This is a genomic window from Mucilaginibacter sp. P5_A6 (genome assembly GCF_056400585.1).
In genome coordinates, this window is the sequence record NZ_JBFUKZ010000004.1 from 173,540 (window position 1) to 187,152 (window position 13,613).

Sequence of the window (13,613 nt, forward strand, 5' to 3'; positions counted from 1 at the left end):
ACGTTTATCAAATATACAAAACTAACCACGCACTTAATCAGCTATTCCCCTGATTAACCTCACTCCACACTCCGCTTCTTCAACTCTTTGCTAATTGTATTTAAAGCCTTTTTCTTCTTCGCTTCTTTAGCTTTTTTGATCCTGGCCGCCTCGGCACGTAATAATGCGGCCTCGGTATTATTGCGTTCATAATACCTGCAAAACCAGGTTAGCGGGCAAACCTCGCACTTAGGGCTTCGGGCTACGCAGATATACCTCCCATGCAGTATCAGCCAGTGATGGGCCACTCCTATATACTCTTTAGGAATGTGTTGTATCAATTGTTTCTCTACCGCCAAAGGCGTAGTTGCGTTATTAGTTAAACCTATTCGGTTGGCCACTCTAAATACGTGCGTATCAACAGCCATTGCCGGCTCTTCAAATACAACCGAAGCTATAACGTTAGCAGTTTTACGGCCAACACCCGGCATTTTTTGCAGGTTGTCAATCCCTGAGGGCACCTCGCTGTGAAATACATCAACCAGCATTTTGCCCATGCCCACTAAATGCTTCGCCTTGTTGTTAGGATAACTTACACTGCGGATATAGTTAAAAACCTCCTCGGGGGTAGATGACGCCAAATCTTCGGGTGTAGGGAAACGCTCAAACAGCGCTGGCGTTACCTGGTTAATCCGCTTATCGGTACACTGCGCCGATAGAATAACGGCTACCAGTAACTGGAATGGGTTATTATAGCGCAGCTCGGTAACCGGGTTAGGCTGCTGCTCAGAAAAATATTCAACAAAATGGCGATAACGTTCGGCTTTCAGCATGTTAGTTCATTGGTTCAATAGTTCATTAGTTCATTGGTAGCTGCATAGTTCGTTAACCCGGTTGTTTATTAGTTTTGCGGCATATCCAATACATTGCAATTATGCTCAATAAATCGCAATTGGCAAAACCGTTAAAATATCAGCTATAAAATTTATCGAACCATTCACCAATGAACCACTGAACTAATGAACAAGCGCAGCGACAATGAACTAATAAAATAGAAAGGTTCATAAATCACTTATTGGCTTTTGGTTATTTCGATTCGCATCGGGTAACCTTAATCAACATTTGTGATTTATGAACCAGTGAGGTTGGCAATACTTAACGTAAGCTCTTGGAGTAATCCAGAATCTGGTGTATGGTTTGCAGTTTGGGCTTCTTTGTTAAAAGGTCCAAATCAGCACGAATAGAATTATAAAAAATCATATCGTCTGCATCCAGATATTCTTGTGCATTCTCGTTCATCTGTGCTTGGTTAGCAGTTGCATTTAATGTTCTTGTAAAGGTTTCATCCATAAGCTTTTTTTACTATAAATTTTATACGATTTATAACGATGCCATAAAGATAATATTTTGTTAAATGAAAATTAAATGAAATTTTTTTATTTTGGCTTTTGGGATTTATTTATTAACTATTTGATTTTCAGTACAATAAAGCCATTTATACAGAAAATCCGGTTAACTGATAATTAATCAATAACCGGATTTCAGATAAAAAATTTAATCCTGTAACTTAATAGTTAATTTTTGAGGCTCATTTCCTTACCCTGCATCATCTTCCGCAGGTTATTAAGCGCATAACGCATACGGCCGAGAGCGGTGTTTATGCTAACATCGGTTATATCGGCTATTTCCTTAAAACTCATATCACCAAAGTGGCGCATAATCAATACCTCTTTTTGCTCGGAAGGTAAAAGTTGTATCAGCGATTTAAGGTCTTTATAGGTTTGTGCCCGCACCATCTTATCCTCGGTGCTTTCATCGTAATTACCCAACACCTCAAAAATATCAAAGTCGTCGCCGTTGCTTACCATTGGGGCACGTTTTTCGCGGCGAAAATGGTCAATAACCAAATTATGCGCAATACGCGTTACCCAGGGTAAAAACTTACCTTCTTCGTTATACTTTCCGGCTTTAAGGGTATTAATTACTTTTATAAATGCATCCTGAAAAATATCTTCGGCAAGGTATTCGTCTTTTACCAACAGATAAATAGAGGTGTATATTTTTGATTGATATCGCCTTATCAATTCTACCAGTCCTGCCTCGTCGCCGGCAATGTATTGATGGATTAGATCCTGATCACTCTTCAATTGAAAATCCATAGAACGTACTACTTAAACTTAATTTTAGTTAAAAATCTTTTAAAAGTAAAGTATCTTCTATAGTCTGCTCTTTAGGGGTTAAGAAATTGTTACCTCAAATAAAACAATTTCTATCTTAAAAAACAAATTATATTTTTTTATTTACTTCTGTCTATCAGGTTGATTGGGGTAATTAAGCCCCTTTCTATTGAAAATTTTAGGCTTTAGCATTAGACAGGGTTTAGTTAAAAAGGTTTAATCTAAAACAAGATATTTCTTACAACTTCTGCATTTAATTGCCTGGAAACAGGGTTTGATGGTGCTTTTATAAAGGGGAGTCATCTTTTTTAATTGACCAGGCGGACATTATATTAAACCCTGATCTTTTAAACGCTGTATAAGCGCATCAACATCTGCGGTATCATATTCACTTTTAAGGTAAATCTCTGTTAAAAGAACTGTTTCATCATCTAATATCACGTAAGTAATCACTCGTACTCCTCCGGATTTTCCTTTCCCGGTTCCGGTAATTGATATACGGATCTTATAAAAATTCCCACCCAGGCTGATACCAATAATAGGATCTGTTTCTAAATCACCTATTAACCTGTCAATATCTGATTTTATGCCGGGATGTTTTTTAGCAATTCGTTTAGCTTCTTTGGCAAATTCTGAAGCTATGATAACTTTATAACTCATTTAGAAATTCTCTTGCATCCTGAAACTTGATCTTTCCTTCTTTATAAAGTTTGATATCTTTTGCCGTTTTTTTTAAACGATTATACATTACCTGTTCCGATTTAGTTAGCGGACGGGTAGCGGGGTTTGTATCCTGTTTTATATTGTAATCCAAGCCAAAAGCATCCAAAACGGCCTTAATAGCCTTCTCGGTTTTTTTGTCGTCAATATTTACAGTCAGCGTAGTCATAATATGCGTTTGTATGGTAAAATTACAAAATGATATCAAATATTAAAAGCGTTATTATTCGTTGTAACCCAAGGCAATAAGTTTTTCCACTCAAAGACGCGAAGTAAAAAATCAAAATCCTCAGCACCTTTGAGCAAAATTAAATTTTATGCATTTTCCCTTTAAAGTCTTTTCTAAATTATCAGCATAAATAATTAAAAGTCAGCAAACTGTAAACTCGATAATTAATTGAATATAAACAACCAAACAAAGTAAAACCGATTTGGATATTGCTAAATATTTTAGGATTTTTGCACTTTGGAAAAAAGACCACGGTCAATAGTCCATAGACCATGTTAATTTCATGACTGCTATGGACCATGGGCTATTAACTATTATGAGTAAAGAAGCAGAAAAAGATCCGTCGAAACATATCATCATAAAGGGGGCACGTGTTCATAACCTTAAAAATATGGATGTGGCTATTCCCAAAAACAAGTTGGTTGTAGTTACGGGCATGTCGGGTTCGGGCAAATCATCACTTGCTTTTGATACGCTTTATGCCGAAGGCCAGCGCCGTTATGTAGAGAGCCTTTCCTCGTACGCGCGCCAGTTTCTAGGTCGCATGAACAAGCCCGATGTGGATTACATTAAAGGCATTGCCCCTGCTATCGCTATTGAGCAAAAGGTGATCACTTCAAACCCACGCTCAACTGTAGGTACCTCAACCGAGATCTATGACTACCTCAAACTGCTTTTCTCGCGTATAGGCAAAACCCTTTCGCCGATTTCGGGCCTGCCTGTAAAAAAAGATTCGGTGACCGATGTAGTTAATTTTATATTATCGCTGCCCAATGAAACCCAGGTAACTTTATTAGCACCATTATACCCGCACAATAACCGCAGCTTAAAAGAAGAGCTTGCGGTATTAATGCAAAAAGGTTTTGTAAGGGTTGAATACCGGGGCAAACTGTCAAAAATTGAAGCCTTATTAGAAGATACCAGCATAGTTGATGATGGCTCATGGCTTATTGAGGAGGCGAAAGGCGAAAGCCTGAAGGTGAAAGGAAGCTTAAAGGCGAAAGGCGAAAAGCAAAGTGAAACCGAACAGCTCACCACTCACCAGTCGTCACTCGCCACTTATAACGCGGTACGTATTGTTGTTGATCGGATCAGCAAAAACGAAGAAGATGAAACCGTAAGCCGTTTAGGTGATTCTATACAAACAGCTTTTTTTGAAGGCAAAGGTGACTGCTATGTGCGTTACCAGGAACCGGAGGCTGATACAGAGCAAGAACGCTTCTTTTGTGATCGTTTTGAACTGGACGGGATTAAGTTTGAAGAACCCAGTCCAAATTTTTTCAGCTTTAATAACCCTTACGGCGCCTGCAAAAAATGTGAAGGCTATGGCAAGGTTATTGGCATTGATGAGGACCTGGTGATCCCCGATAAAAGCAAATCGATATATGAAGGCGCCATTGCATCATGGCGTGGTGAAAAAATGCGCGAGTGGAACGATAATTTAGTAAGGCATGCCCTGAAATTCGATTTCCCTATACATCGCCAGTATAACCAGCTTACCCCCAAAGAGCAAAAGCTTTTGTGGACAGGCAATAAATTCTTCCGCGGCCTTAATGAATTTTTTAAGGAGATGGAGGAGCAAACCTATAAAATTCAGTACCGTGTTTTGCTGTCGCGATACCGGGGTAAAACCACTTGCCCCGAGTGTATGGGCAGTCGTTTGCGCCAGGATGCCTCATACGTAAAGATCAACGAACGCTCAATAACAGATGTGGTATTAATGCCCCTGGATAAAGCACTATTATTTTTCGAGGGTTTACAATTAAACGAAACTGATGTAAAAATTGGCAAGCGTTTATTAATGGAGATCACCAACCGCCTGGTGTTCCTGAATGATGTGGGCTTAAGCTATTTAACACTTAACCGTTTATCAAACACACTATCGGGCGGCGAATCGCAACGGATTAACCTGGCCACCTCTTTAGGCAGTAGCCTGGTGGGCTCGGTATATGTATTGGATGAACCAAGCATCGGCTTACACCCGCGCGATACCCAGCGATTAATAGGTGTGCTTAAATCCCTTCGGGATGTAGGCAATACGGTGTTGGTGGTTGAACACGAAGAAGAGATCATGAAAGCCGCCGACCATATCATTGATATTGGTCCCGAAGCAGGTACCCATGGCGGCGAACTGATATTTACCGGCACTTATGATGAGATTATAAAAGACGACAACAGCCTGACCGGCAGATACCTGAGCGGGAAGGAAGAAATTGCCATACCTGCCACGCGCCGCAAATGGAATGATTTTATTGAGATAAAAGGCGGGCGCGAAAACAACCTGCAACAGGTCAACGCTAAATTCCCGTTGGGCATACTTACCGTGGTTACAGGTGTATCCGGCTCGGGCAAAACAAGTTTGGTTAAACGCATCCTGGCGCCTGCGCTTCAAAAAACGCTGGGCAATTACTCTGGCGAACAAACCGGATCATATGATAGTATTGACGGCGATTACGCAAAAATTGAACAGGTAGAGCTGGTTGACCAAAATCCTATCGGCCGTTCGTCGCGTTCAAACCCGGTTACCTATGTAAAAGCCTGGGACGAGATCCGTAACCTGTATGCTGCACAACCGGCAGCCAAGGCCGCTGGGTTAAAGCCATCTGCATTCTCATTTAACGTAGAGGGCGGCCGTTGTGATGTTTGCCAGGGCGAGGGTGAGGTGAAGATAGAGATGCAGTTTATGGCCGACATATTTTTAACCTGCGAAACCTGTGGCGGCAACCGCTTTAAACAGCATATACTTGATATTACCTACAACGAAAAGAACGTAGCCGAAGTGCTGCATATGACCATTGATGAGGCTCTGCAGTTCTTTGCCAAAGAGCCTAAAATTATCTCCAAAATAAAACCTTTGGTTGATGTTGGTTTGGGATATGTGCAATTGGGCCAGTCGTCTAACACACTTTCGGGCGGCGAGGCGCAGCGTATTAAGCTGGCATCGTTCCTGGTAAAGGGTAACAATACGCATAAAACGCTTTTCATTTTTGATGAGCCTACAACCGGGCTGCATTTTGCCGACATTAAAAAACTGCTTAAATCGTTTGATGCACTGTTGGAACATGGTAACACCATTATTGTAATTGAGCATAATATGGATGTTATAAAATGTGCCGACTGGGTTATCGACATCGGTCCCGAAGGCGGCGATCGTGGCGGTAAAGTTGTATTTGAAGGCGTACCCGAGGCACTTATCAAAGAGAAAAAATCACATACCGGGCATTATTTAAAGGAGCGGTTTGGGAAGTAAGGTCATCGATTTATATCAGAACCGGGATTAAACAGATTTTTCGGATTATGGGATTTTCTTTATAGAGGCGCATACTTGCGTCTCTAACTATATCCAGGGACCATTTCCAGGTTGGATATACATGCGGCAGACGGAATTATATGCATTGTCTCCCTTCACTCATTTCAGCTTAAATTTTATTTTGATATTCCGATCAGGAATATTTACATTTACTCTACAAAGCCTAAACACTCTATATCTTCCTTTTAAACAAGCGCTTAGCTTGCATATTTTTCTTTTTTTGTTAACCAATAACCTTTAAGATCATGCCAGGTACAAAAGAATTTTATGACGATGTCCGCCCGATGTTTGGCGGTCATATGGCCCAAAGCCAGATTGATGGTATCGAAACCATATTAAAAGCTACTACAGATGCCGGTATTACTGATGAACGCAAAGTGGCCTACATGCTGGCTACCGTTTTTCATGAATGCGCCAAAAAAATGCAGCCCATAAACGAATTTGGCAAAGGCGCCGGGCACCCTTATGGCGAAAAGTTTAAAATGGGTGGCGGCCCCGGCCATCGCATCCCTTACAGCACACCCGATAAATTATACTATGGCCGGGGCTATGTACAGTTAACCTGGTATGAAAACTATGAAAACATGGGCCGGCTGCTACACATCGATTTACTTAATAACCCCGAAATGGCTTTAGAGCCCTCGATAGCCGCGGCCATCCTGGTAAAAGGAATGACCGGTGGTTTATTCACCGGTGTTGGTTTGGGTAAATATTTTAATGATGAGGTTACCGACTGGGTAAACGCCCGCAAAATAATCAATGGCCTCGATGCCGCCCAAACTATAGCCGGCTACGCGCAGGTATTTTACAAAGGTTTAACCGAAGAGGTTGCTATGGCTTAAATCTGAAAGAGCGAATGACAAACCCGCGAAAGACTTATGAAGTTTTAAAAACTTCGTAAGTCTGGGGTTCTACAACTTGTCATATATTGGTACGAAGCAATGACGGTCTATTTATTTTAAACCGACTTTCGTAAAAAACAATCGATACGTCGGCGTTATCAACCAATAACCAACTATTTACCACCCGTTTTAACATACATGTAAATAATACCGCCAATAACGGTAATGGCCAGTACAATAAGCCCGGTAACGCCCTTTTTTTTATCCTGGCGCATAAGCCAAACTAAAAATGCAACCAGCGGCAGTACAAATACCGCCCAGAATATTAATGATGGAATGTTCATATAGCCCCTTAACCTCCGCCAACCGGCGGAGAATGTTTAATTAGTTACAAAGTTAATGATTTCTCTTCGACCGCTCTCCTTTTAGAACAACTGTGTACACACAAATTTTAGAAAAAACCCCAGAGGGGTTAAATGTCGGTAGAAAAAGAGAAAAAATTGCTCTACGTGCCGTAGGTACGTCACTATTGAACTTTTCAGGTCAAATGAACATTGATAAATAGCCAAACTTGGTGGTTAGTTTCGTACCTACGGCACGAAAGGGAGGGGTATTTAACTATTCTACCGACATTTCACTCCTAACGGAGTGCCTTTTCAAAATCTTGTTTAAACATGTGCACACACGGTAGCCTTTAGGGGGCCTGGGGGCTAAAATATCATCCTCGCCATAGGTGCAACTTCCTGCCCTACAAAGTCTCCATTTAAATATTTATAGTAACCGGCAATAGCAATCATGGCGGCATTGTCTGTACAGTATTCCATTTTAGGAATAAAGCTTTCCCAGCCATTCTTTTCGCAAAGCGATTGCAGGCCTTGTCTTAAACCTGTATTGGCCGATACTCCACCCGCCAAAGCCAGCTGCTTTATGCCATGCTCCTTTGCAGCTTTTTGAAGTTTGTTTAGTAATATGGTAACAATCCGCATCTCAACAGAGGCGCAGATATCCGGCAGGTTCTGGCCGATAAAATCAGGATTTTTAGCAACATTATCCCTTATAAAATAAAGTATAGCTGTTTTTAAGCCGCTAAAACTAAAATTAAAGCCAGGGATCTGCGGCTCGGGGAACTTATAGGCATCCGGGTTACCTTGGCGTGCGTATTTATCAATCAGCGGTCCGCCGGGATACGGCAAGCCTAAAATTTTGCTGGTTTTATCCATGGCTTCGCCGGCCGCGTCATCTAAAGTTTGGCCGATGATCTCCATATCAAAATAATCCTTCACCAGTACTATTTGCGTATGCCCGCCAGATACGGTGAGGCATAAAAACGGAAACGCTGGTTTATGATCGCCAATAAAATGCGCCAGTATATGGGCCTGCATATGGTTTATTTCAATCAGCGGAGCTTTTTGAGCCAGCGCAAATCCCTTGGCAAAGGATACCCCGACTAATAGCGAACCTAAAAGTCCCGGACCTCGTGTAAAAGCTACCGCATCAATATCATTTTTGTTTACTTTTGCGTTCAATAACGCTTGTTGAACAGCCGGAACAATATTTTGCTGATGAACCCTTGAGGCAAGCTCAGGGACCACACCTCCGTATGCTTCGTGAATGCTTTGATTGGCAATAACATTGCTCAATATTGCACCATCAACGCAAACAGAAGCCGAGGTATCATCACATGAAGATTCAATTCCTAATATTACAGGCACTTTTTTTAAGTCAAAAGTCAAAAGGTAAAAGTCAAAAGACCTTTATTATTGACAGATTATAAATTAAATTCAGAAAGTAAAACTTTTCGGGCGTTTTTGAATTTTTACTTTTGAATTTTTAATTAAACACAAAKTTATTAAAAAAGCACTCAAAATAGTATTCGGGCTGGTGTTGTTGATATTATTGACACTAAGCATACTTTTATTGGCTTTTCAATATAAACCCGTGCAAACATGGGCCGCAAAAAAAGCGACCAAATATTTGTCGGATGAGTTGCAAACCACAGTTGATATAAAAAGCCTGTATTTAAGGCCTTTTTCATCGGTTGTGCTTGAGGGGCTTTATATATTGGATAAAAAGAAAGACACCCTTTTAAGTACGCCAAAATTGGTTGTTGATATTAATGGCTTCTCGCTGTTTAACAGCTTAAAAACACGTGTCATCAATTTTGAATCGATAGCGCTTGATAACGGCTCCTTCTACCTCAAAAAACAAAAAGACAGCACCACCAACCTTAAATTCATTATTGATTACTTTAGCTCAGCTGCTACCCCCAAAACAAAAAGCAAACCCTGGACGCTTAATTTTGACAAGATCACTATCAATAATTTTCATTTCAGGTACAAAAACCAGCTGGTTGATACGGTAACCCCCCAGGTTAACTTTGAAGATATTGATGTTAAGCATTTCAGTACAGTAGTGCTGGGGATGGACCTTAAAAACCACTTATTTAAGGCCAATGTACAAAAACTAACCCTACAGGAAAAAAGCGGTTTCTACGTTAAAAACTTACGCTCCAACATCACTATTGATACCAACCAGATACTGGCGCAAAATCTTCATATAAAAACAGGTCACTCCGATTTGAAGGATTATTTCAGAATGCGGTTTAAATCATTTAATGATTTTGCAAGGTTTACAAGCAAGGTTTATATGGATGCCGATTTTAAATCATCACGTATATCATCGGCAGATATAGCGTACTTCACCAGCGGACTTGAAAAGGTAAGCTTTGACCTTGGCTTAGAAGGGCGGGCCAGGGGACCTGTAAGTAACTTAAAATCGAAAGGGGTTACCATTACCGGCGGGCAGGCTACTTTTATAAAGGGCGATTTTAATTTAAGGGGATTGCCCGATTGGGATAATACCTTCCTTGAACTGAAGTTTGAGCAGATAGCCTCTAATAAAAAAGATATTGATTACCTCATCAGCCATTTTTCGGGTCAGCCCAACCTTAAGGCTCCTGATATTATAAACAAATTTGCCAATATCAACTTTACCGGCAGGTTCACAGGTTTACAAAATGACTTTGTAGCTTATGGTATTTTTAAAACCAAACTTGGCCGGTTCGATTCGGACATTAATCTTAAGATAGATAAAAAAGGCAAACCCAGCTACAGCGGCAAACTGAACGCCTTCAACTTCGATCTTGGTACGTTGCTTGACGAAAGCACTGTTGGTCGCACTACTTTTACATCAAACATACAAGGTAGCGGCGATGAACTTAAAACCCTGAGCGAACAAGGTGATGCCCGGATTAAATACATCGATTTTAATAACTACACTTATAGTAACCTTAACATTAAGGGCTCTTTTATTAAAAAACTGGCAGACGGGCACATCACCATCAACGATAAAAATGTAAAACTCGACCTTAAAGGCAAGGTTAATTTAAACCCCGAGCTACCATCATATGATCTTACGGCTACCATTAAGGATGCCAAATTAAATGCTTTAAAACTCATAAAGGATACCATTACCTTAAGCACCCAGTTAAAAACCAAATTTTCTGGTAATGACCTTAAGAATTTGCAGGGAAGTATTTTATTATCCCCTATCAGAATTATTGACCCCAGAAATAATTACCTGGCGGATTCATTGTACCTATCGGCCAACGGCCAGGGCAATGCAAGAGAAATAGCCCTGAAATCCGACTTTGCCGATGCCAATATCAAAGGCAGCTTTGACCTTGCCACCTTGCCATCGTATTTTAAAACCATTGTTAAAAAATATATCCCCTCTATAAAAACCACTATTGTACCACCAAAGCCCGAGCAATTTGATTTTAATCTGTCAATTAAAAAGCTCGATCCTCTTATGGCAATATTTTTACCAAAACTAACAATCCCTGATCAGGGTACTTTTACCGGGCAATTTGATTCAAGAAATAAAACGGCAACCCTATCGGGCTACATCAAAACCATAAAATATGGTAAAACCGTTTTTCATGATTTTATTATTGATGAGAGTACTGCCGACAGCCTGCTGGGCATCAATGTTTCATTAAAAAGGGTTGATCTTACAGACAGCCTGTTTATAAAAGACATCAACATTACCAACTTCCTCAAAAACGATAGCCTGAACTTTAACATTAAGCTATCGGATAAAAACGCGGTAAATCAGCTGGATCTTTACGGCCTTGTTGAATTTGGCCGCGATACTACAGCCAAACTAAAATTGCTGCCATCAGATATTATCCTGGAGAAAGAAAAATGGAAGATACAGGAACAGGTGCGCATCCGCCTGCTTGATGGTAAAACCCAGGTATCGGGTTTCGAGCTGTCAAACGGGAAACAAAAGGTGCGCATAAACGGATTTATATCTGATAATCCTGCTGATGAGCTTAAACTTTCGTTCGAAAAGTTTAACATGCAAACGCTTAACCAGCTTACCAAAACATCGGGTATATTTTTAAAAGGGGCACTTAATGGCGACGTTAAAATGACGGGCATCACCAAATCGCCGGGCGTCGACGCGCATTTATCCATCGATTCGCTTACCATGAACAAAACCCTTATTGGTGATGTAAAACTGGTATCAACCCTTGGCAACGACCGCAAACAGGCAGATATGAAACTTAATATCGTAAATCGCGGACTTGAAACCATGAATCTTTCGGGGATTTACGCCTTTGGAAAGGATACCGAAGATAACCTGGATTTTGATGTGAAAATGAACCAGACAGAAGCTATCATTTTTGAACCTTTTATAAAAGATCTTGTATCTGATGTAAAGGGAAACATATCTACCAACTTAAAACTCACGGGCAGCCCCTCAAAACCCAAACTTAATGGCGATGTTACCCTGGTAAATACGGGTGTTACAGTTAATTATTTAAAAACGGCCTACACTGTAAACACCAGGGTAAATGTGGAAAATAGTGTTGTTAAAATCAACGACATGGTGCTAAAGGATAAACGCGGCGGCACCGGCACCGCTAATGGAACCGTTGATTTAAATAATCCATCAAACCCGGATATTGAGGTTGATTTAAAAGCGACTAACCTATTGGCACTTAATACAACCTTTAAGGATAACCATATTTACTATGGTACTGCTTACGGTACGGGCAACTTTAGCTTTAAAGGCCCGGTTGATAACATGAAAATTGATATTACCGCCCGCACACAGGCCGGTACTATTTTTAACATACCGCTCAATACATCGTCAACCGCAAGCGAATATGATTTTATAAAATTTGTGAGCCATAGCGATACCGCAAAGGTTGTTGCTAAAGAACGCGCCTTTAATGGTGTTACCCTTAATTTTGACCTAAGCGCCGATGAGAAAACCGTTGTTAGGATAACTACCGATTATGGTCAGCTGGAAGGAAGCGGCGTGGCCAATAACCTTAAGCTAAACATTAATAGCCTGGGCGATTTTGAAATGTATGGCGACTTTTTGATAACCACCGGTAAATTTGAGTTTACGGCCAAAAACTTTATCAGTAAAAACTTTACGGTAAGCCAGGGTGGTACCATCAGGTGGACAGGGAACCCCGCAAATGCCGAGATAAATCTGAAGGCCTTATATGAAGTACGTACAAACCGGGCGCCGCTTTATACAGCCGCGGGCCTGCAATCGGCAAATACCAACCAGGTACTGGTGCAGGCAGAATTGATCCTGACCAAATCATTATTACAACCAACTATTGATTTCGACTTTAACTTCCCTACAGATCCATCTGTTAAGGACGATTTGGCAACCTATCTTTCAGATGCCAATAACCGCAGTCAACAGGCAATCAGTATCATTGTACGCCGCAGCTTTAACTCGGGTAATAACGGCAGCTTAACCAACCAGGTTATAAGCACAGCAGGCGAGGCTGTAAGTGAGTTTGCATTCAATAAGCTGAATAGCCTGATAGCTCAATCGAACGTTAAAAATTTCGATTTAAATATCCGCTCGTTCAACGAAGCCAGCGCATCAGTGAGATTTTTTAACAGCAGGCTATCTTTTAACGGAAGTTTGTTTACCAATACAGGCTCCAATGATCTTTTTAATAATAACACCAGCCTTTTCAATCAAAAATTTGATGTAATTACAAAAGATTTTGAGGCATTATACCAGATAAGGAAAGATGGCAACCTTACTGCAAGGTATTCTTACAGAGTATTGAACAGCACCACGCTAAACAGCCTTACTACTACCTTGCAGCCCCAGTATGTTAACGGAATAGGCTTGGTGTATCAAAGAGATTTTGATACGTTTAAAGAGTTTATCCGTAATCTTTTCCACAGTGGCAGGCGTCGCCAGGCGCCGCCCCCCCCTTTACCGGTAACTAATCCAAACCCGATAGTTACAAAACCCGATGATGAGGATTGATTGAGGGAAGATGTGCAAATGTGCAGATTCCAGATGTG

At 40.8% G+C, this 13,613-nt stretch carries 10 protein-coding genes; 3 read left to right on the forward strand and 7 right to left on the reverse strand.

Features of this window, described 5'->3' with window-relative positions; genetic code table 11:
* Nucleotides 1–59: 59 nt before the first annotated feature.
* From nth to AC1DO4_RS06355, 5 genes are all read right to left on the reverse strand, one after another.
* Nucleotides 60–812 carry an endonuclease III gene (gene nth, locus AC1DO4_RS06335; RefSeq protein WP_477413963.1) on the reverse strand — a complete coding sequence of 251 codons (753 nt, stop codon included), beginning with the start codon at nt 810–812 and terminating at the stop codon, nt 60–62.
* 322 nt (nt 813–1,134) lie between these two features.
* The gene (locus tag AC1DO4_RS06340) at nt 1,135–1,329 is read right to left on the reverse strand and encodes a hypothetical protein (protein ID WP_477405134.1); all 195 of its coding nucleotides are present in this window, start codon (nt 1,327–1,329) and stop codon (nt 1,135–1,137) included.
* 224 nt (nt 1,330–1,553) lie between these two features.
* The gene (locus AC1DO4_RS06345; protein ID WP_477405136.1) at nt 1,554–2,138 is read right to left on the reverse strand and encodes an RNA polymerase sigma factor; all 585 of its coding nucleotides are present in this window, start codon (nt 2,136–2,138) and stop codon (nt 1,554–1,556) included.
* A 345-nt stretch (nt 2,139–2,483) separates the two neighbouring features.
* Complete coding sequence (locus AC1DO4_RS06350) at nt 2,484–2,816, reverse strand: hypothetical protein (RefSeq protein ID WP_477413965.1); 333 nt, start codon at nt 2,814–2,816, stop codon at nt 2,484–2,486.
* Nucleotides 2,806–3,045 (reverse strand): hypothetical protein, encoded by a 240-nt coding sequence (locus AC1DO4_RS06355; protein WP_477413967.1) that lies wholly within the window; start codon nt 3,043–3,045, stop codon nt 2,806–2,808. Before AC1DO4_RS06355 ends, AC1DO4_RS06350 begins: the two co-directional genes overlap by 11 nt.
* A gap of 376 nt (nt 3,046–3,421) precedes the next feature.
* Between AC1DO4_RS06355 and uvrA the strand changes: the two genes are divergently transcribed.
* Nucleotides 3,422–6,355, forward strand: a complete 2,934-nt coding sequence (uvrA, locus tag AC1DO4_RS06360; protein ID WP_477413969.1) for an excinuclease ABC subunit UvrA — start codon at nt 3,422–3,424, stop codon at nt 6,353–6,355.
* Between the two features lie 305 nt (nt 6,356–6,660).
* Nucleotides 6,661–7,257, forward strand: coding sequence for a glycoside hydrolase family 19 protein (locus AC1DO4_RS06365; protein ID WP_477413971.1), 597 nt, complete (start codon nt 6,661–6,663; stop codon nt 7,255–7,257).
* 173 nt (nt 7,258–7,430) lie between these two features.
* Here AC1DO4_RS06365 and AC1DO4_RS06370 read toward each other — a convergent pair whose 3' ends face one another.
* Both AC1DO4_RS06370 and tsaD read right to left on the reverse strand, forming a co-directional pair.
* Complete coding sequence (locus AC1DO4_RS06370) at nt 7,431–7,601, reverse strand: hypothetical protein (protein ID WP_177183727.1); 171 nt, start codon at nt 7,599–7,601, stop codon at nt 7,431–7,433.
* A gap of 366 nt (nt 7,602–7,967) precedes the next feature.
* Nucleotides 7,968–8,969, reverse strand: a complete 1,002-nt coding sequence (tsaD, locus tag AC1DO4_RS06375; RefSeq protein WP_477413973.1) for a tRNA (adenosine(37)-N6)-threonylcarbamoyltransferase complex transferase subunit TsaD — start codon at nt 8,967–8,969, stop codon at nt 7,968–7,970.
* Between the two features lie 205 nt (nt 8,970–9,174).
* On the opposite strand from tsaD, the gene AC1DO4_RS06380 reads away from it, so the two are divergent.
* On the forward strand, nt 9,175–13,575 hold the full coding sequence (locus AC1DO4_RS06380; protein WP_477413975.1) for a translocation/assembly module TamB domain-containing protein: 4,401 nt from the start codon (nt 9,175–9,177) through the stop codon (nt 13,573–13,575).
* Nucleotides 13,576–13,613: the final 38 nt, after the last annotated feature.